The sequence below is a fragment of the Crystallibacter permensis genome (assembly GCF_025960875.1).
In the GTDB taxonomy this organism is placed as follows: Bacteria; Actinomycetota; Actinomycetes; order Actinomycetales; family Micrococcaceae; genus Crystallibacter; species Crystallibacter permensis.
In genome coordinates this window covers 1-20,473 of record NZ_JAODLR010000039.1, presented here as the reverse complement: position 1 = coordinate 20,473, position 20,473 = coordinate 1, and the positions used below count along the sequence as shown (strand labels likewise).

Genomic DNA, 20,473 nt, shown 5'->3' with positions numbered 1-20,473 from the left:
CCAGTGATCCGCGTAAACTCGCCCTTCCATGGGCGTCCCGCATCACAGCGGGGAGAGGAGCCGTCATGATTCATCAGATGAAATACGCAGACTACATGATGTCATAGGCGCCGTTATCGGCGGTTGGGCCGCGAATTCCCCGGTGACAGTTGATGTCTCTCCCATCGCCGAAACCTTCGGAACAGAGGGGTGCCCGCCGGGGCCTGGCTCCTTGGAGAATCGCTAGCCGGGCTCGCGCTCAGGAATGATGAGCTCCGTCGCTACCTTAAGATCCATGCCATCAACGTGACACAGCCTGCGAAGCCCGTAGCCGTAATTCCCTTAGAACAGCGGCCAGGGCACCGCCGACATCTCACCGCTGGGAGCCGGAAACCGCCCTGCCACGCGCAACCGGGCGCAGCGCGCGGCGAGCGATGCGATTTCTTCGGCGCTGAGCAGGTCCGCCAGGTTTCGGCCCAGCCCACCTTGCAGTCCTTCGCTGACACGATCGATGCCGTCGCGTTCCTCGGCGGTCAGAGCGTCTCCCAGCCACCCCCACAGCACCGTGCGCAGCTTGTGGTCACGGTGAAAGGTGAGTCCATGGTCCACGCCGTGCCGGTGTCCGTCCGTCATGGCAAGAATGTGGTCGCCTTTGCGGTCAGCGTTGTTGACGACGATGTCGAACACCGCCATGCGTCTGAGCGCTGTCGAGTCTTCGTGAACGAGGGCGACCATCCGTCCGTTCTCATCTCGTCCCTCGAGAACGTGTTTCCAGCCCGTCTCCGGCGTGTGGTCCGTCGCGACCAGGTTCACGGCGCTTTGGGCGGGGTCTTGCTCCTGCCAGAGCTGCACCATTCCTTCGCCCATCGGACCATCGCGCAGCCAGGTGTGCGGCACGACGTCCCAAGCGAAGGCCTGCGAGATCAGGTAGGCGGCCACCTCCCGGTGAGCCAGAGTGCCGTGGGGAAAATCCCACAGCGGACTTTCGCCTGCTATCGGCTTATAGACGACCACCACGTCGCCGATACTGCCCAGAAATGTGGCGTTTGAAGCCGTCGCGATGCGGCCGGTGAGCGTCAGCTCGGCGGTCACGAGGTCCGGCGCTGGCATCAGACCTCGGGGAGGGTGCAGATGTGCCCGTCGGCGTCTATGGGGTAACCACAGAGCGAGCACGTCGGACGCCCGGCGCCCACGATCTCACGGGTGCGCCTGGCGAATGCGCGGGCGGTGCCGACCGGCATTCGCACCAGCAGCATTTCGGGCTCGTTAGCGCCGTCCTCATCAAGCGGTTCGTCGTTGTCATCAGCATCGACATCGGTGATGGGGTGGGCCTCTATTACGACCTGCGCCGTGGTTGGGTCCCAACCTAAGCTCATGGCGCCGGTGCGGAACTGCTCCTGAACGGCCTCGAGCTGGTCATTGTCGACAAGTTCAATGGGAGTACTCGTGGGAACGCTGAAGGGGTTGCCCTCGAGAGTGATGAGCTGATCGAGGATCTCGTCGATTTTCTCGGCGAGCTGCGCTGACTGCTGCTTCTCGAGGGCGATGCTGACGATCTGCTTGCCAGTGCGTACCTGCAGGTAAAACGTGCGCGCCCCGGGAAGGCCGATGGTGCCGACGACGACGCGGTCAGGCCAGGCAAACTCATGAACAGTTGTAGGCATGGGACTATTTTAGGCTCATTTGGTTCGTGGAGCCGTGTGCCCTGCGCCACCGCCCACCGGTGCGTCGTCGGAATTGACGCTGTTGGTCAGCCACGACAGATCCCCGGCGTCGGTATTGGTTGCGTAGACGGTCGGCCGACTGGCGCCGTAGCGCACGATCGATACGGAGGCCGGGCCCACATTGATGCGCTGGAACAGGTCAAGGTGCATGCCGAGCGCGTCGGCGAGGATCGACTTGATGATGTCACCGTGGCTCACCGCCACCCACACGGCCCCTGGCCCATACTCGGCTTCGAAGGCTGCATCGTGGCGTCGAATCGCTGCCACCGACCGGGCCTGCATCGCGGCCATGGACTCACCGCCGGGAAAGACGACGGCGGACGGTTGCGACTGCACAACCGGCCACAAATCCTCGGTCGCGAGATCACTGAGCGTGCGGCCCTGCCACTGGCCGTAATCGCACTCGGTGAGATCGAGATCGACCGGCGCGTACGGCGTGCCAGCCTGACGATCGAGGATGAGCTGGGCTGTCTGCTGACAACGCTCAAGAGGGCTCGACACCACCCCGACCACGGGCACCGCCGCGAGCCGGTCTCCGGTCAGAGCCGCCTGGTCGCGCCCGATCTGGTCCAGGCTGACGCCGACGGCCCGACCGGCCAGCAGGCCAGTGGCATTGGCTGTGGTGCGGCCGTGCCGCACGAGAATAACTGTCGCCATCCACTCAGCCTAACCACCCGCTCGATGGCGGTGTGAACCGTACCGGGCCGCACGTCAAACAGGCAGGTAGGGCCCTGGCGGAACCCCTCAAGCACGCCGACACGCTCAAAGCCGCCCAGACGGACTCGGCACACATTGACCAACTCATGGCCTGTACCTGCTCCGCGTCGGGACGAGGGCCTCGTGAGTTCGGATATCGCCAATGGGGGACTGGCTCCCGACGCCGAAGTTCGCGGCTCGTGCAGATGCGGCTACGTCCCAGGGGCGCGTCTCTAAAGGCTTCAGGCGGCAGCCGCGCTATAGGGGCAAGTTATGGATAGGGACCAGACCTGCGGGCTGGAAGGGCAGGCTTCGATCAACGAGCTGCTCGGCGAGCCGGTCGGCGTTACCCATATTCAGATGACGTTGCGGGCCGGGGGAATTCCGACTTCTGTCCTGACGCTGCGCATATCTCGTGCCAGTTACTGCCGTCGTATGCGCCGTTATCAGCGTTGCGGTATATGCAAGTCGGCTGTGCTTCGCGATGGCCGCGTCGTTCCGACCGTCCTATGCGGTCAGACGAAAAGCTGCAACCGAAGCTTTTCCTTAAGTGAGTAAACTGCTCTCACGAATCAGGTGCTTAATCCGTACGCTCCGAATGCCGGAGCCACCCCGAGCTGGTTGTCGGGCGTAGTGAGCTCCTCAAGGAGTTCGAGACGCTTCTCCGCCGGCTTGCTCGTTGGCCGAATCGACCAATCGATGATTGTCACCGGCTTGCGGGGTGTTGGGAAAACTGTTTTGCTCGGTGAGTTCCGGCAGATCGCGGACGATTTCAAATGGAAAGTCCTTGAGCTGGAAGCCAGCAAGCACGCTGATAACCACTTCCGTCAGACTCTGTACTCCAAACTCAAGGCCTCGCTGTTCCAGATGTCTCCACGGGCGCGGTGGGGCGAGCGGGCTAAGAACGCTGCACGGGTCCTGCAAACATTCAGTCTCACAGTTGACCCGACGACCGGTGCCCACACCCTTTCCCTGGACGTCGAACCTGCCGAGGGACTGGCACCAGTAACGCGCTGATAACGCGCACAGCGGTTTGCTATGCGGGGCGCCGTCTAACAGGCAAGTGGCGCGCGCCGCCCGGCCCGGGGTGACGACGGAGGAAGGAAAGCCATTATGCTGATTGGCTCGGATCGAACGCGGCCCCCGGGTAGAAACCCGGTGCCCGCACCTGGGGAGCCGGACAAGGCGGGCCAAGGGGGTTCCCGGCGGGTAATCGGTGTGGACGTCGCCAGGGGGCTTGCCTTGGTCGGAATAATCATCGTCAATGTTTTTCCTCCGTCCGCCGGGGGCACTGCCACGGCGGAGTGGGCTGTCCTCGCAGGCCGGCCCGCGGCTCTCTTCGCGTTGATCGCGGGGATCTCCATCGCGCTGCTTACCGGCGGCAGGCGGACACCGGCAGGCCGTGCGATGACTGCGAACCGGGCCGGCCTGGCGCTGCGGGCGTTGTTGATCACCTCGATCGGCCTGCTGCTCGGCCCCACGGACACCACCGTCGCGATCATCCTGCCCTACTACGGGATCCTCTTCCTGCTGGCTGTCCCACTTCTGGGCCTGGGCCGGCGGACACTGCTGGGCCTGTCCGTTGTCTTCGCGGTCCTCGGGCCCGTGGCGATGCAACTGGTGCGTGCGAGCTGGCCGGATATGCCGCAAGTCCAGGACGAATACTCGTTCTCTCTTGCCGCCGCCCAGCCTGGCGTCTTCCTCACCGACATGCTGCTCACCGGGTTTTATCCCGCCCTGCCATGGGTGGCGTACATCTGTGTGGGCGTCGCGGTCGGACGCATGGACCTCACCTCCCGGAAGGTCGCGGCCGTCCTCCTGGCGGCCGGATCTGCTCTGGCCGCGTTCATGTGGCTGCTGTCGATGGTGCTGTTGGGCCCGGGCGGGGGCCTTAACCGGATCGTTGCCGCCACGCCCCTGCTCAGCAGGGAGGAGATCAACTCCATCCTGATCTTCGGAGGCAATGTAGATACCTCCGCTGAGACGCTGCCGGCCACGACCGGATGGTGGCTGGCCATCCTCTCTCCTTACACCTCTACGCCAGTCACTATCCTGCACACCCTCGGAATCGCGCTGGCCGCCCTGGGCGCCGTGCTGCTGCTCGTGCCGCTGCTCGGCGGTACCGCTGGCCCCCTGGCTGCAATGGGCTCGATGACGCTGACCCTCTATTCGGCCCACGTGATCGTCCTGGCCACCGAGATCCTGGACGAGAGCCGTCCCGTCATGTCCATTACCATCCAATGCATCGTGTTCCTGCTCGCCGCAGTACTGTGGCGCAACGCCATCGGGAAGGGCCCGCTCGAAAGCGTCGTAGCCGTTTCCACCGCCTGGCTCCGGACCCTGGTCCTCAACCGGGGCCGCCCCACCCGCCAACCGGCGGGTTAAGGCTATGCTGCGGCATGAAGGACCGGGTGCGGAGCCGCGGCGTGACCAAGCGGATCGCTGTCCAATCTTTGGGCGTATCCGGAGGCATTGCGGACTTCGGACCGGCAGACCGAGGTCGCGGGTGTTCGTCCTGTAACCAGCATCAAGGGACCGGTTCGCAGGGCGGCGAGCGTGAAGTCCGAGAGCTGCGTCGGGCGAACGAAATCCTCACGATGGATCAGCCGATGGCGACCTGCGCGTCGATGAGGACCGGGCCGTTGGCCTTCAGCGCTTTTTGGTACGCCTCCTCGAACTCTTCGCGGGTGCTCGTCCGCTGTGCGGGCACACCGTAGCCCTCGGCGATGGAGACGAAGTCGATGCCGCCGAGTTGCAGGCCGGGTATGTCCGGGGTGCCCATCCGCTGGGCGAAGCCGGCGAGGGCACCGTAGCTGGAGTTGTTGACGATGACGAACACGGTCCGCGTATTCTGCTTTGCCGCGGTGTAGAGCGCCGTGATGCAGTAATTCGCGGAGCCGTCGCCCACGGTGGCCACGATCGTCTTCTCCGGATCGCCGAGGGACATTCCGACCGCCACCGGCAGGCCGAATCCCAGGCCGCCCGAGGCGGGGAAATGGTACATGCCCGGCCGGTCGATGGCGATGCGCTCGAGGTAATCCAGGTCCAAGGTGGTGGTCTCGTTGACGTAGGCGACGGTGTCATTGACGTGGGCGTTCAATACCTCGAGGATTTCGGTGCCGGTCATGCCGTCCGGGGAGGTCCTGGCCGCAGGAAGCTCGCGAGAGCCGGGCTCGCCGCGGCGCGTGCCCCGGTCGGTCACGCCGTCGGCCAAAGCCTTCGTGGCACCGGCGACGTCGCCGACGAAGGACCGACCGAACGGCGCGCGGGTCGCCTCGCGGGGGTCCTGGGTGATCTGCACAACGCGGGTCCCCGCTTCGAGATAGTTGCTCGGCTCCCAGCGGTGGTAGCGGAAGACGGCGGCGCCGAGGACGAGGACGACGTCATGTCCGGCCAGACGGTCACGCACTGACTTGATGCCCGGAACGATGACACCCTCGAAGTTCGGGTGGGTGGTCGGGAAGGGGCCCCGCGAGGGGGAGGGGGCGACGTACACGGACGCGTCGGCCTTCTCCGCCAGGGACACAACGGCATCAAAGACGGTGTGATCCTCAACAGCGGCGGCGTCTACTTGGGGGCCCACCACGAGCGCCAGCTTCTTCGCGCCGTCGACGGTGACGATGAGTTCCTGCATCATTCCGCTGGTGAGGCGGCCGGCGGTGACCACCGAGCGCTCGGTGAGCAGGGTGTCGTCGTCAAGGGCAGGCTCGGCCCAGTCATCGAGCGGGACCGACACATAGACCGGCCCGCACGGCTGGGTAGAGGCCTCGAACACGGCCTGGGCGAGGGTCCGCGGCACGTCGGCGGCCGCCAGCGGCTCGTGCGAGTACTTGACCAGTGGCACCGGCAGGGCCGACGCGTCCGCGCTGGCCAGCATAGCCTCCTGGCCCACGGTCCGCCGGACCTGTTGTCCGGCGAGGATGACCATCGGGATGTGGCCGTAATGGGCGTTGGTCAGGGCGCCCATGGCGTTGCCCGACCCGGAGGCGGCATGGATGTTTACCAGGGCGGGCTTGCCCGTCGCGCGGGCATAACCCTCGGCCATGCCCACGACGACCTGCTCGTGCAGTCCGAGCACGAAGTTGAAGCCCTCATCGAGGCCCGCGAGGAATGGAATCTCGTTGGATCCGGGGTTGCCGAAGATGGTGGTCACCCCCTGCGCGCGGAACATGTCCAGACTCGTCTCCAGAACCGTCTTCTTCGTGGTTGCCACTCGTCCAGCCTTCCTCAGATTTTCGTTACTCCTGGCATGGTCAGAACGGGATCGCGCCCATAGGCCTCCGCCCCTTTCAGCTTCGCAGCTATTTTAGATTCGTTGCGCGTCGGCGGAACCTACGTCCCGGTGGGCTTCGGACGCAGCTCGGAAAATTAGCTCTCAGCTCCTGGACCGCCGGCACGAACGGCGCGCGGAAAGCCCGGAACGAGAATGGTTCCGGGCCTTCCCACGGTGCTGATCTGGCCGCCGGCGGGACTTCGCTGACGTCAGGGAGAGGGATCTCTTACCGTGCGAGCAGCAGATCCGCGCCGACGGCGGGCACGCGGCCGGCTTCCTTCAGCGCCAGGTAGATCCGGTCCCGTGCCAAGGGCAGCGAGGTGAAGCGAACTCCAGTGGCCGCCCGGACGGCGTTGGCCAACGCGGGCGCTACCGGGTTGTACGGGCTTTCGCTCATGGACTTGGCACCAAGCGGGCCCAGCTCGTCAGAGGTGCGGGCGAAATACACTTCGCTGCGCGGAACGTCCGCGAAGGTGGGGATATGGTACTGGCGCAGAATATCGGTGGTGACCGTGCCGCCGTCGTCAATCCGGACCTCCTCGTAGAGCGCGGCCCCGAGTGCCTGGGCGATTCCGCCCTCGATCTGACCGCGGCATTGGCGGGGATTAACGACGACGCCGGCGTCCGCGGCCTGCACGCTCTGCAGGATGGCCAGCTCGCCGGTAGCGGAGTTCACGGCCACGCGGAAACCCTGCACGTTGAACGCGACCGAACGTGGCGTGCCGCCCCAACGGCCCTCCGCCTGCAGTGGCACGGATCGCTCGGCTGCGGCTTCGGCCAGCTGCGCGAAGGTCACCAGCTGCCCGGCGCAGTCCACGCCGCCCGCCACGGGTGTGCAGTCCTCGGCGGGCACACCGCTAAGCTCGGCGGCGAAGGAACGCACCAGTCCGGCGAGCTCCTGTGCCGCGGCCAGCGTCGCCTTACCCGCCACCACCGTGCCGGTGGAGCCGAAGGCACCCGAATCGTGCTCGGTCAGCAACGTGTCCGACTGGCGCACCCGCACGGCAGCCGGGGAGGTGCCGAGGACCTGCGCGGCGAGCTGGGCGTGCACCGTGGTGGTGCCGTTGCCGAATTCCGCCGTGCCCACGTCCAGCCGGTAGCCGTCGGCGGTCAGGGCGATGATGCTGTGCGCGTAGTGCCCGCGAGGGGGCACCGTGTCGATCATCGACAGCGCGGTGCCCTCGCCGACTAGCCACTCCGGTCCCAGGTCTTCACCGCCGGCCCCGCGCTCGCGGCCCCGGTCCAGGGCGCCGCGGACCAAGTCCACGCACTGGTCCAGCCCGTAGCTGCCATAATGCACGTCCGCTTCCGGCTCGCTGTGCAGGGAGAGCATGTCGTCGCCGTGGCGGATCATGTTGCGCCGCTTGAACTCCAGCGGGTCCACGCCCAGCTGGACTGCGAGCTCGTCCAGCGCCGATTCCACTGCGAAGATCATCTGGCTCAAGCCGTAGCCACGGAACGCACCGGAGGGAAGCGTGTTGGTGTACACGGTGCGGGCGTCCACCTTCTTCGCCGCGCAGCGGTATACGGCGATCGACTCGCCGCAGCCGTGGAACATCACGCCAGGGGCGTGGTTCCCGTAGGCCCCGGTGTTGACCGTAGCGTCCAGCGCCAGCGCGGTGAGCGTCCCGTCCCGCCGGGCGCCGGCGCGGACTCGAATAGTGAACGGGTGCCGGGTGGTGGTGGCGGTGAACTGCTCGCTCCGGGTCAGTTCCAGCTGCACCGGCCGGCCCAGTTTCAGCGCCGCCAGGGCCACGATGTCCTCGGTGAGCACCTCCTGCTTGCCGCCGAAGCCGCCGCCTACCCTGCCGGCCACCACGCGGACCTTCTCCTGCGGCAGCGCGAACACCCGGGCGAGCGTGCGCCTGACCAGGAACGGGACCTGCGTGGAGGACCGCACGGCCAGGCTGCCGTCGGCACCGGTCCAGGCGATGGCGCTGTGCGTCTCCAGCGCCACATGCTGCACGCGCTGGGTCACGTACGTCGCTTCATGTACGACGTCGGCGCTGTCCAGTGCCGCGGCAACGTCACCGATCTCGGTGTGCACCTCGGCAACAATGTTCCGCTCCGGGACGGCAATGCGGGAATCTTCCGGCTTGTCCGCGTGCAACAGCGGTGCGCCGGGTGCCATCGCGGTCTCGGGCTCGAAGACCGCAGGCAGCACCTCGTAATCGACGTCCAGGGCGCGCACGCCGGCTTCGGCCGCGGCGACAGTTTCGGCCACGACGGCGGCCACCCGCTGGCCCTTGAAGCGGACGACGTCGTCGAGCACTCGGGTGTCGTCCGGGTCGTCCGTGTACAGCTCGTGCTGCGCGGTAGAGAACAGCTGGGCCGGCGCATCCTCGTGGGTGAAGACGGCGACGACGCCGGGAACCGCCAGCGCCGCGCGGGTATCGGTCGTGCGGATGCGGGCATGGGCATGCGGCGAACGGGCCAGCTTCAGGTGCAGCAGGCCGGGGAACTCGCCGGTGGGAACGTCCAGGGTGTAGCGGGCGGTGCCGGTGACAACAAGGGGAGCTGCCGGGGCGGGGGTGTCCGCGCCGACCGCTGCGGGTGCGGACGAGGTGCCCGCGCGTGGGGAAACCGCCGGGGCGTCCAACGCGCAGCTTTCCGACGGCGGATGGGAGCAGCCGCCGCCGTCGTTGCCCAGCACTGCGTCTTCGATGGCGCGGTAGCCGGTGCAGCGGCAGAGGTTGCCCTTGAGGTTCCGCGGCAGGTTCTGCTTCTGTTCGTCGCTGAAGGTTGCCGCGGTCATGATCATGCCGGCGGTGCAGAAGCCGCACTGGAAGCCCTGGGCCTTGAGGAACTGCTCCTGCATCGGATGCAGGTCTGCCCCTGCCGCGTCCGGCAGCCCTTCGATGGTGGTGATCGAGCGTCCCTCGGCGCGCACGGCGGGGTAGATGCAGCTGTGCACCGGGACGCCGTCGACGTGCACGGTGCAGGCACCGCAGTCGCCGCCGTCGCATCCCTTTTTCACGCCCTGCATGCCTTCTTCGCGCAGGAAGGTGCGCAGGCACTGGCCCGGCCGCGGGCTGTTGGCGTGCGTTTCCCCATTGATGTCCATTGCCATGTCAGGCACTCCTTCCCATGAGCAGCTCGGCGCGGATCTCTTCGGCCAGCCGGTAGGTCATATCCCGGCGCCATTGCGGCAGGCCGTGGATGTCGTCGTGGTACAGCTCCGGGGCGATGGCCGCATCGAGTGCGGCTTCCAGCTCTCCGGGATCCGGGTGCTCGGCGGCGTTGAAGCGCAGTTGCACCGGCCGCTTGGTGGATGCGGTGACGGTCAGCACCAGGGTTTCGTCGGGATCCAGCCGGCCGATCAGCAGGACGCCGGAGCGGCCCAGATTGCTCAGCGACAGGCGGCGGAAGGCGGTTCTGGCTGCCAGCGCGCTCGCCGGCAGCTGGATGCTGCGCAGCAGTTCGCCCGGCAGCAGCGCGTTGGTCGCGTCTCCGGTGACCAGTTCGGCGACAGGAACCTCGCGGTGCGAGCCGTGCGGCCCGAGGATGGTGGCGGTGCCGTCCAGACCTGCGCACAGCGAGGTCATCGGTCCGGCCGGCAGCGAGGTGCAGATGTTGCCGCCCACGGTGGACATGTTCCAGATCTTGAAGGAAGCCACGAAAGAATCGCAGCAGGGCCGCACCAGCTCCAGCGCCGGCCACTTGTCCACCAGCCTGACGGCGCCGTCGGTGCCTTTTGTGCCGGCGTGGACCGGTGAGTCCGGCAGTTCGTAGAGGGTAGCTACGAGACAGGTGGCTGCCAGTTCGATTCCGTCGTCGTTGACAGTGATCGGCTCCCAGCCGGCGGAGCCGAGGTCCAGCAGCCGGCGCAAGGTGGAGCTGCCGTAGGAAAACAGCACGGTTCCGCCGGCGAGCCAGGCATCTCCTTCGCGCCAGTCGCCTGGATCCGTGGTGGGAACCACGGCCTCGATAGTGTTCATGTCCATGGAGGGGACTCCTATATATACGTAACGTTATGGTCTGCCGCTGAGCACCAGGGAGGTGCTGTGCGCGGCAGAACGAGTGGTTTCCGGAACGCGAGCGTGCGCGGTTCCGAGGGTATGGCTGAGGGCATCGCTGCTGACGGGCAGGCTGCTGTGGATCGGCCCGTTGCGCCGGGACAGGGGGAGTCCCGTAGCGGCCGGGTTGCGCGAGGCAATGATGTGCGCCGCGATGGACACCGCCACCTCGGCGGGGGTGACGGCCTGCAGGTCCAGGCCGATCGGCGAATGCAGCCGCGCCAGTGCCTGCGGTGCAACGCCCTCAGCCAGCAGGTCCCGCACCCGCTGGGCATGGCTGCGCTGCGAACCCATGGCGCCGAGGTAGGCCAGATCCAGTTCCAGCGCGGTGCGCAGCAGCGGGATGTCGAACTTGGGATCGTGCGTGAGGACGCAAACCACGGTCCTGGCGTCGATCCGGCCGGCCGCGGCCTCGTCGGCGAGGTACCGGTGCGGCCAGTCGCAGACCACCTCGTCTGCTGCCCGGAAACGCCGCTGCTGGGTAAAGGCCGGCCGGGCATCGCATAGCGTCACCCGGTAGCCAAGCAGTTTCGCGGCCGGCAGCAGGGCCTCGCTGAAATTGTTGGCGCCGAAGACCAGCAGCCGCGGCGGCGGCAGCCGGGTCTCCACCAGCAGCGCCGGCGGTTCGTCCCCGCACTCCGCTTCCGCGGGCGACAGCCGCAGCAGGCCGCTGACCCCCTGCCGGAGCAACCCCGCGAGCTGCACGCCGGCGGACCGGGCCGCGGCGGCAGAGCCTGCCAGGGACTCCAGCTCGTCCGCATGGTCCCCGGGCAGGAAATGCTGAGGGCCGGGCACGAGAACCGCGCCACTGCCGCCGGCATCGATGCGCCGCACCACGGCCAGCGGCTCCTGGGGCCCGAACGCCGCCAGCCGGGTTAGCGCGGTACCCAGCCGCGCCCCGTCGTCGTCGTTAGTTGTTGCTTTTACCGGCTGGAGGTGGACGTCCAGCTCGCCGCCGCAGGTCAACCCGACGGCGAACGCGTCCTCGGGGCTGTAGCCGAAATGCTCTGTCCGCGGCCGCTGGTCCGCGATGGCGTCCACCGCCGCAGCGACAATCGCGCCCTCCACACATCCGCCGGAGAGCGAGCCGAGCACGCTGCCGCTGCCGGAGACCAGCATGGAGGTGCCGACCGGGCAGGGAACGGAACCGCTGGCGGCAATGACGGTGGCCACGGCGTAGTTGTCCCCGGCCGCATCCAGCCAGGCGCCGAGCTCTGCACCGAGATTCAGCATTGGTTTGTCCTTTCATTCGCGGCCGGTGCCGGAGCCAGGCTGCCGGCACCGGCCGCAGCGGTTAACCGCCGAGCAGTTCGCTGATCGGGCCGCGGACGAAGTACACCAGGAACCCTGCCGCGACCAGCCACATCAACGGATGGATCTTCTTCGCCCGCCCGCTGGCCGAGTTCACCAGGACCCAGACAATGAAGCCCACGCCGATGCCGTTCGCAATGGAGTAGGTCAGCGGCATAGTGATCATGGTCAGGAAGGCGGGCATGCCTACGGAGAACTTCTTGAAGTTGATCTCTTGGATCTGCGCGCTCATCAACGTACCGACGACGACGAGGGCCGAGGCTGCCACCTCGATCGGCACCACGCTGGTGAGCGGCGTGAGGAACATGGCGCCGAGGAAGAGCACGCCGGTGAATACCGAGGCCAGCCCGGTGCGGGCTCCCTCGCCGATGCCGGCGGCGGAATCGACAAAGACGGTGTTGGAGGAACCGGAGGTAGCGCCGCCGGCAACCGCGCCGATGCCTTCAACGATGAAGGCTGACTTCAGCCGGGGGAAGGTACCGTCCTTGTGCGCCAGGCCGGCACTCTTGGCCAGCCCGGTCATGGTGCCCATGGCATCGAAGAAGTTGGTGAAGACCAGCGTGAAGACCAGCATGGTGGCGGCCAGGCCGCCGATCCGGGCGAAGGAGCCGAAGATATCGAACTCTCCCACCAGGGTCAGGTCCGGTACCGCGAAGATCTGGCCGGCGAGCACCGGGGTGTTCAAATGCCAGCCGCCCGGATTGGTTTCGGAGGCCGGCCCCAGCTGCAGGGTAGCTTCGAGGATCGCGGCCAGGACCGTGGTGGCGACGATGCCGATCAGGATGCCGCCCTGGACCTTGCGGGCCACGAGGATGCCGATGATCAGCAGTCCGGCCACGAAGACCAGCGTCGGCACCGAGGTGATGGAACCGTTGTCGCCCAGCTGGACGGGCGGACCGCCCTCGGTAGCGCGGACAAAACCGGAGTCCACAAAGCCGATGAAAGTGACGAACAGGCCGATTCCCACGGTAATGGCGGCCTTCAGATCCTTAGGGATGGCGCGGAAGATCGCGGTCCGGGCGCCGGTCATGCCGAAGATGACGATCAGGACGCCGTTGATCACCACCAGGCCCATGGCTTCGGGCCAGGTCACGTCCTGGATGACGGCGACGGCGAGGAAGGAGTTGATGCCGAGCCCCGCGGCGAGGCTGAAGGGCAGGTTGGCGATCAGGCCGAAGAGGATGGTCATCACCCCGGCGGTCAGCCCTGTGACGGCGCCGACCTGCGCGGCCGGCAGCCAGTTTCCGGCGACGTCCACCGGGGCGGAATCGGGGCCGAAACCGCCAAGGATCAGGGGGTTGAGGATTACGATGTAGGCCATCGTGAAGAAGGTGACCACGCCGCCGCGGAATTCGCGCCCCAGGCTGGAGCCGCGTGCGGTGATCTGGAAGTAGCGGTCGATGAGTCCGCGGGGTTGCAGGCCGGCCGGGGGAGTTCCCGGTGTGCCGGGAGCGCCCTGCTGGACATTGCTGGTACGGGTTCTGGGCTGGATTATGGCCATGACGGCACCGCCTCAGTAATCGATCCGGGCCGTCAGACTGCTCCATATATTGAAGGGTTCGAGATGCCCCGATTCCCCCGGTTCCCCGATGTCACGGACCACGGGCATCAGGCGGCGCTCCACAGGGGTGTCGAAGTAATCGTAGAAGACTGCGTCATCAAACCCCGCGCGGGCAGCATCGTGGCGGTCGGCGGCAAACACCACGCGCTCGATCCGTGCCCAGAGCGAGGAGGCCAGGCACATCGGGCAGGGTTCGCAGCTGGAGTAGAGCACGGCCCCGCTCAGGTCGAATGTGCCCAGGCCCTGGCAGGCGGTGCGGATGGCCGTGACTTCGGCGTGCGCGGTGGGATCATTATTGGCGGTGACGCGGTTGACGCCCTCGAAAATCTGCCCGTCCGCGGCAACCACGATGGCGCCGAAGGGCCCGCCGGCATTGCGGACATTGTTGGAGGCGATTTCGACGGCCTTGGCCAGATATTGGCTGGTGGAGATGGTGGTGGTATTCATGGTGGCGACTCCCTGTGATCGGGAAGCAGGCCACGGCACGGCACCAGACGGCGCGGGCGGCGACCTCAGCTTCGACGATTGCTGTTTAGGTTAGTAGCGCCCGGTAGATAGCCCCCGTAGATGGGAGCCCGCCTTTGGCAAGAAAAACTCTAGCAGCTGGAAGTGACGGAAGCCACACCTTTTGTGGAATTTCTTTTTTGCGATGTGAAAAAGTTATGGGGCCTAGCTCGCTGCGGCCGCGTTCAGCTGCGCCGAGATCTGCTCCGCGGCGCTCTGCAGGAGCGGGACTGCCCGCTCGGCAAAGGCCTCATCCACGCGCGAAACGGGTCCCGAAACGGAGATTGCCATGGGGGTCGGAGCATCCGGCACGGCCATTGCGAAGCAGCGCACGCCGATTTCCTGCTCCTGCTCATCAATGGAGTAGCCGCGCTCGCGGATACGCTTCAGCTCCAGCATGAGGTCGGAAATGTTGCCGATGCTCATCTCCGTGGGGGTCGGCATGCCGGCGCGCGTCACGATGTCGCGGACAGTGTCATCTTCCAGTTGGGCGAGAATGGCCTTGCCGACGCCGGTGTCATGGGTATGGGCGCGGCGGCCGACTTCGGTGAACATACGCATGGAGTGCGGTGACGGAACCTGGGCGATGTAGACCACCATCTCGGAGTCCAATACCGCCATATTCGCCGATTCGCCCAGAGTCTCGACCAGGTTCTTCAGGTGCGGACGGGCCAGGGATCCGAGCTGCTTGTTGGCCACTTCACCGAGGCGGATCAGCCGCGGGCCCAGCGAGTACCGCCGGTTGGCGAGCTGCCGGACGTAGCCCAGTGAAACCAGGGTGCGCAGCAACCGGTGAATGGTGGGCAGGGGCAGTGAGGTGAACGACGACAGCTCACTCAGTGTGACCTCTCCGCCGGCATTGGTGATGAGCTCGAGCAGCTCGAAAGCCCTCTCGACTGACTGGACGCCTCCGCTGGCTTTCTCTGCCATGGGAACTCACTCTCGCATTGCTTGAAAATATCCACTTCGTGGAACTGCTCTCTCAAACATACCGCAAAATCACGGACAATTTCCGCCTGTTGAAAGAAAATGTGGCCGAGGTGGTTGTAATTCCACTGGTTAGATAATAATATCCATAATACGGAAACTGACCGAGGCCAGTCCGGCCCCAGAACAGAGGAGAATCAATGGCGACTCCCAGCCCCGGGTACTCGATAACCCTGCGTGTGGAAACCCCTGCAAGCTTTACTGCTACCAGCGAGCTCGCAGCCGCTGTTGCGGCCGCCGGTGCAGCCATCACGGCACTTGACGTGACCGAGAGCCACCACGACAGCATGGTCGTGGACATCAGCTGCAACACCGTTGACGCCGCCCACGGCGAGCGTGTCAGCGCTGCGCTGGATGAGCTCGACGGCGTGCAGGTCCGCAAGGTCAGCGACCGCACCTTCCTCATGCATCTCGGCGGCAAGCTGGAAGTTGTCCCCAAGGTTCCCCTGCGAAACCGTGACGATCTGTCCCGCGCCTATACTCCCGGCGTCGCACGTGTTTGCATGGCCATCGCCGAGAACCCCGACGATGCGCGCCGCCTGACGGTCAAGCGCAATACGATCGCCGTGGTGACGGACGGTTCCGCAGTGCTGGGCCTGGGCAACATCGGCCCCGCCGCCGCGCTGCCGGTGATGGAGGGCAAGGCCGCCTTGTTCAAGCAGTTCGCCGACGTCGACGCCTGGCCGGTCTGCCTGGACACCCAGGACACCGAGGAAATCATCATGATCGTCAAGGCCCTCGCTCCGGTCTACGGCGGCGTGAACCTGGAAGACATCGCGGCTCCGCGCTGTTTCGAGATCGAGCAGCGCTTGCGCGATGAACTCGACATTCCGGTCTTCCACGATGACCAGCACGGTACCGCGATCGTCACGCTGGCTGCCCTGCAGAACGCGCTGAAGGTAGTCCACAAGAAGATCGAGGACGTGAAGATTGTGGTGGCTGGCGTCGGCGCCGCGGGCAACGCGATCATCCAACTGCTGAAGGCGCAGGGCGCACTGAACATCATTGCCTGTGGCCGCAACGGCGCCATCAGCGGCACCGAGACCTACACCGATGCGCACCGCACCTGGCTGGCCGAGAACACGAACCCGGACAACTTCACCGGAACCTTGCACGATGCCGTGGCCGGCGCCGACGTCTTCATCGGTGTCAGCGGACCGAACGTGCTGGGCGAGGAGCAGGTGGCCACGATGGCCAACGACGCCATCATTTTCGCCATGGCCAATCCCGATCCCGAGGTGGACCCGGCGATCGCAGCGAAGTACGCCGCCGTCGTCGCTACCGGACGCAGCGATTTCCCGAACCAGATCAACAACGTGCTGGCCTTCCCCGGGTTCTTCCGCGGGCTGCTCGATGCCGGCGTCGCGGACATTACACCCGAGATGCTGGTCGCCGCGGCCCACGCCATTGCGGACCGTGTGTCCGCCGAAGAGCTGAACGCCAGCTTCATCATTCCCAGTGTTTTCGACCCCCACGTGGCATCCGACGTCGCCGCAGCTGTAGCGTCGGCCGCAGCGGCCAAGTAAAGGAAGGCAACATCATGACTCTCACCGTGACCAACAATGCACCAGTACCCGGAGCCGAAAGGATCCTCACGGCCGAAGCCCTGGGGTTCGTGGAAAAGCTGCACCAGAAGTTCGCCGCCACCCGCGACAGCCTGCTGGCGGACCGCGTGTCCAACCGGCAGAAGGCCGCGGCCTCCGGCGGGCTGGACTTCCTGCCCGAAACCAAGCACGTCCGCGAGGGTGACTGGAAGGTTGCCCCGGCGCCGGCGAAGCTGCAGGACCGCCGGGTGGAAATGACCGGACCGGCCTCCCCGGCGAAGATGGCCATCAACGCGCTGAACTCCGGCGCCAAAGTCTGGCTGGCCGACCTGGAAGACGCCTCCACGCCCACCTGGCCCAACGTCGTCGACGCGCTGGCGAACCTGACCGCCGCTGCACGCGGTGAGCTGGCGTTCACCTCGCCCGAAGGCAAGGAGTACCGGCTGCGCACCGACGCGCCGCTGGCCACCGTGGTCATGCGCCCGCGCGGCTGGCACCTGCCGGAAAAGAACATCCGGATCGACGGGCAGCCGGCTGTCGGCGCGCTGGTGGATTTCGGCCTGCACTTTTTCCACAACGCGCAGTACCTCCTTGAGCGCGGCGACGGCCCGTTCTATTACCTGCCGAAGACCGAGAGCTACCTCGAGGCCCGGCTGTGGAACGACGTCTTCTCCTTCGCCGAGGCCGAGCTGGGCCTGCCGCAGGGTTCCGTCCGAGCCACGGTGCTGATCGAAACCATCCCGGCCGCCTTCCAGATGGACGAGATCCTGTACGAACTGCGCGAGCATGCCTCCGGCCTGAACGCCGGCCGCTGGGACTACCTGTTCAGCATCATCAAGTACTTCCGCGAGGCCGGCGAAAGCTTCGTCATGCCGGACCGCGCCTCCGTGGCGATGACGGCGCCCTTCATGCGGGCCTACACCGAGCTGCTGGTCAAGACCTGCCACCGCCGCGGCGCCTTCGCCATGGGCGGCATGGCCGCGGTCATCCCGAACCGCAAGGAACCCGAAGTCACCGAACAGGCCTTCGCCAAGGTCCGGGCCGACAAGACCCGCGAAGCGAACGACGGATTCGACGGTTCCTGGGTGGCCCACCCAGACCTGGTTCCGGTCTGCCGCGAGATCTTCGACGCGGTGCTGGGCGACAAGCCCAACCAGGTTGACCGCCTCCGCGACGAGGTTGAGATCACCGCGGCCCAGCTGCTGGACGTATCCTCCGCCCAGGGCGAGGTCACCGAGGCCGGCCTGCGCCTGAACCTCTACGTGGCCGTCGCGTACACCGCCGTCTGGATCTCCGGCAACGGCGCCGTGGCCATCCACAACCTGATGGAAGACGCCGCCACCGCCGAGATTTCCCGCACCCAGGTCTGGCAGCAGCTGCACAACCAGGTCACGCTGGCCGACACCGGCAACACCGTGACGCGCGAGTTGGTGGAGCGGATCCTCACAGAGGAGACCGAGAAACTGCGCGGTGAAATTAACGACGCCGACAAGTTCGCCAAGTACTACGAGCCGGCCAGCAAGCTGATCGCGGACCTGACCATCGGTGGCGGGGACTTCGTGGAGTTCCTGACGCTTCCGGCCTACGAGCTGGTTTCCTGATGGCGGCCAAGCTCGCCCTCTCCGGTGCCGTCGCGGCCAGGATCGACGCGGACCTGGCCGCCACCGACGAGCTGCTGTCCTCGGCCTACCCGGGCGAGGGCAGCGGCCGCCAGCCGGTGCACACGGTCTATGTCCCGGCCGACTCGTTCACCCTGGACCTGGCCGCGCGCTGGGGCGGAGACGCGCTGGCCGCGGTGAAGGAACACGGCGGCCTGGAGCAGCTGGCCACGTCCCTCGGCCTGGGGGAGAGCGCCCAGCTGGCCGAGCTGGTCCGCCGCAAGCTCGAAAGCGAGCCGATCGAGGACCTGCGGCTGGACTTCGAGGACGGCTACGGCAATCGCCCGGACGAGGAAGAGGACGCCGACGCGCTGAAGGCCGGTGCCCTCGTGGCGCAGGTCGTCGCCGCCGGCACCGCGCCGCCGTTCATCGGCATCCGGTTCAAGTGCTTCGAAGAGCCCACCCGCGCCCGCGGCCTGCGCACGCTGGACCGGTTCATCGGCGCCCTCGTGGAGGAGTCCGGCGAGCGCGGCCTGCCGCAGGGCCTGGTCCTGACGCTGCCCAAGGTCAGCACGGTAGCCCAGGTGCAGGCCATGGTCTTCGCCTGCGAGCAGCTGGAGCAGGCGCACAACCTGCCCGCGGGACGGCTGCGCTTCGAGGTCCAGATGGAAACGCCGCAGCTGATCCTCGCCGCGGACGGCACGGTTCCGGTCGCGCAGCTGATCGATGCCGGCGCCGGCCGGGTCAGCTCGCTGCACTACGGCACCTACGACTACAGTGCGTCGCTGGGCATCGCGGCCGCCTACCAGTCCATGGAGCACCCGGCCGCGGACTACGCCAAGGCCGTCATGCAGGTGGCCGTGGCCGGCACCGGCGTGCACCTCTCGGACGGGTCCACCAACATCCTGCCGCTCGGCGACGCGGAGAATGTGGCCAAGGCCTGGGCGCTGCACGCACGCCTGGTCCGCCGGCACCTGGAACGGGGAATCTACCAGGGCTGGGACCTGCACTCGGCCCAGCTGCCCACCCGCTTCCTGGCCACCTACGCCTTCTACCGGGACGGCTTCGAGGCTGCCGCGGTGCGGCTGAAGAACTATGTCCACGGCATCGACAGCGCCATCATGGACGAACCTGCAACGGCCCGCGCCCTGGCCCGCTTCCTCCACCGCGGACTGGTCTGCGGCGCCGTCGAAAGCAACGAGTTCGAGCGCCTGGCCGAGGTGTCCGTCGCCCGGCTCGAGGCCATCGCCCATCCCCAATCCGCTTCCAGCAGCGAGGAAACCCATGACTAAGCAGACAAACTACTTCGCCAATCCGGCCGGCCACCCGCCGCAGACGGACCTGCTGACGGACCGCGCCATCGTCACCGAGGCCTACACGGTGATCCCGCGCGGCGTCATGCGCGACATCGTCACCAGCGTGCTGCCCGACTGGGACGACACCCGCGTCTGGATCCTCAACCGCCCGGTCGCCGGCGGCGCAACCACCTTCGCGCAGTACCTGATGGAGGTCGCGCCGGGCGGCGGTTCGGCCAAGCCCGAGGCGCAGAGCACGGTGGAGGGCTTCATCTTCGTTGTCGACGGCGAACTCAGCGTCACCATCGAAGGCGAAAACCGCGTCCTGGCCCCGGGCGGTTTTGCCTACGCGCCGGCCGGTTCCCAGTGGCAGGTGAAGAACGACGGCGGTGCTGCCGCCAAGTTCCACTGGATCCGCAAGGCGTACCAGGCCCTCGAGGGCTACACCGCGAAGCCGGTGTTCGGCAACGAGCAGGACCTCGAGCCGAACCCGATGCCGGGGACGGACAACAAGTGGCGCACCACCCGGATGCTGCCGGTCGATGACCTGGCGTACGACATGCACATCAACATCGTCACGTTCGAGCCGGGCGCCTCCATTCCGTTCGCCGAAACGCATGTCATGGAGCACGGCCTGTACGTGCTCGAGGGCAAGGCGGTCTACCGGCTGAACGAGGACTGGGTCGAGGTGCAGGAGGGCGACTACATGTCGCTGCGCGCGTTCTGCCCGCAGGCCTGCTACGCCGGCGGCCCGTCCAACTTCCGCTACCTGCTGTACAAGGACGTGAACCGCCAGATAGTCCTCTGACAATCACAACCGGCCGCTGCGGCCGGACAAGACTGCTCCGCCCCCGTTTGAGAGTCCGGGGGCGGAGCTATTTTGCTTTAATCCGAAGTTACGTGGGCTGATCGCCCTGGTTCCTTGTGGTTCCGGGTGATCAGCCCTCTTTTGTACCACCGTTTGTAGCCACTAAATTGTGGTGTG

16 protein-coding genes are annotated in these 20,473 nt (G+C 66.5%); 6 read left to right on the top strand and 10 right to left on the bottom strand.

What is annotated here, in order from left to right; all coding sequences use genetic code 11:
• Positions 1–321: 321 nt before the first annotated feature.
• From B0G38_RS22650 to B0G38_RS22640, 3 genes are read right to left on the bottom strand one after another with little or no spacing between them, the layout of a single operon-like run.
• Positions 322–1,089, bottom strand: coding sequence for an SCO1664 family protein (locus tag B0G38_RS22650; protein WP_264671563.1), 768 nt, complete (start codon positions 1,087–1,089; stop codon positions 322–324).
• A complete protein-coding gene (locus B0G38_RS22645) occupies positions 1,089–1,643 on the bottom strand; it encodes a DUF3090 domain-containing protein (RefSeq protein ID WP_264671562.1) in 555 nt (184 codons plus the stop codon). Before B0G38_RS22645 ends, B0G38_RS22650 begins: the two co-directional genes overlap by 1 nt.
• Before the next feature lie 15 nt (positions 1,644–1,658).
• Positions 1,659–2,360: a histidine phosphatase family protein gene (locus tag B0G38_RS22640; RefSeq protein ID WP_264671561.1), complete on the bottom strand. Its 702-nt coding sequence runs from the start codon at positions 2,358–2,360 to the stop codon at positions 1,659–1,661.
• 738 nt (positions 2,361–3,098) lie between these two features.
• On the opposite strand from B0G38_RS22640, the gene B0G38_RS22635 reads away from it, so the two are divergent.
• Complete coding sequence (locus B0G38_RS22635; protein WP_264671560.1) at positions 3,099–3,416, top strand: hypothetical protein; 318 nt, start codon at positions 3,099–3,101, stop codon at positions 3,414–3,416.
• A 141-nt stretch (positions 3,417–3,557) separates the two neighbouring features.
• Entirely contained in the window at positions 3,558–4,784 is a 1,227-nt protein-coding gene (locus tag B0G38_RS22630) for a DUF1624 domain-containing protein (RefSeq protein WP_264671559.1), read from the top strand.
• A gap of 217 nt (positions 4,785–5,001) precedes the next feature.
• On the opposite strand, the gene mdlC is transcribed toward B0G38_RS22630, so the two are convergent.
• The 7 genes from mdlC to B0G38_RS22595 form a co-directional block, all read right to left on the bottom strand.
• Positions 5,002–6,612, bottom strand: a complete 1,611-nt coding sequence (gene mdlC, locus B0G38_RS22625; protein ID WP_264671558.1) for a benzoylformate decarboxylase — start codon at positions 6,610–6,612, stop codon at positions 5,002–5,004.
• Between the two features lie 286 nt (positions 6,613–6,898).
• Positions 6,899–9,742: a molybdopterin-dependent oxidoreductase gene (locus B0G38_RS22620; RefSeq protein WP_264671557.1), complete on the bottom strand. Its 2,844-nt coding sequence runs from the start codon at positions 9,740–9,742 to the stop codon at positions 6,899–6,901.
• 1 nt (position 9,743) lies between these two features.
• Positions 9,744–10,616 (bottom strand): FAD binding domain-containing protein, encoded by an 873-nt coding sequence (locus tag B0G38_RS22615; protein ID WP_264671556.1) that lies wholly within the window; start codon positions 10,614–10,616, stop codon positions 9,744–9,746.
• A 27-nt stretch (positions 10,617–10,643) separates the two neighbouring features.
• Entirely contained in the window at positions 10,644–11,921 is a 1,278-nt protein-coding gene (locus B0G38_RS22610; RefSeq protein ID WP_264671555.1) for an XdhC family protein, read from the bottom strand.
• A gap of 61 nt (positions 11,922–11,982) precedes the next feature.
• Positions 11,983–13,500 (bottom strand): NCS2 family permease, encoded by a 1,518-nt coding sequence (locus B0G38_RS22605; RefSeq protein ID WP_264671554.1) that lies wholly within the window; start codon positions 13,498–13,500, stop codon positions 11,983–11,985.
• A 12-nt stretch (positions 13,501–13,512) separates the two neighbouring features.
• Complete coding sequence (locus tag B0G38_RS22600) at positions 13,513–14,007, bottom strand: nucleoside deaminase (RefSeq protein WP_264671553.1); 495 nt, start codon at positions 14,005–14,007, stop codon at positions 13,513–13,515.
• 222 nt (positions 14,008–14,229) lie between these two features.
• Positions 14,230–14,994: an IclR family transcriptional regulator gene (locus B0G38_RS22595; protein ID WP_264671552.1), complete on the bottom strand. Its 765-nt coding sequence runs from the start codon at positions 14,992–14,994 to the stop codon at positions 14,230–14,232.
• Positions 14,995–15,191: 197 nt separating this feature from the next.
• Between B0G38_RS22595 and B0G38_RS22590 the strand changes: the two genes are divergently transcribed.
• The 4 genes from B0G38_RS22590 to B0G38_RS22575 are packed head-to-tail and all read left to right on the top strand — an operon-like array spanning position 15,192 to position 20,296.
• Positions 15,192–16,577 carry an NAD-dependent malic enzyme gene (locus tag B0G38_RS22590; RefSeq protein ID WP_264671551.1) on the top strand — a complete coding sequence of 462 codons (1,386 nt, stop codon included), beginning with the start codon at positions 15,192–15,194 and terminating at the stop codon, positions 16,575–16,577.
• A 14-nt stretch (positions 16,578–16,591) separates the two neighbouring features.
• On the top strand, positions 16,592–18,196 hold the full coding sequence (gene aceB / locus B0G38_RS22585) for a malate synthase A (RefSeq protein WP_264671550.1): 1,605 nt from the start codon (positions 16,592–16,594) through the stop codon (positions 18,194–18,196).
• A complete protein-coding gene (locus tag B0G38_RS22580; protein ID WP_264671549.1) occupies positions 18,196–19,485 on the top strand; it encodes an HpcH/HpaI aldolase/citrate lyase family protein in 1,290 nt (429 codons plus the stop codon). Before aceB ends, B0G38_RS22580 begins: the two co-directional genes overlap by 1 nt.
• Positions 19,478–20,296 carry a bifunctional allantoicase/(S)-ureidoglycine aminohydrolase gene (locus tag B0G38_RS22575; protein ID WP_264671548.1) on the top strand — a complete coding sequence of 273 codons (819 nt, stop codon included), beginning with the start codon at positions 19,478–19,480 and terminating at the stop codon, positions 20,294–20,296. Before B0G38_RS22580 ends, B0G38_RS22575 begins: the two co-directional genes overlap by 8 nt.
• Positions 20,297–20,473 lie beyond the last annotated feature (177 nt).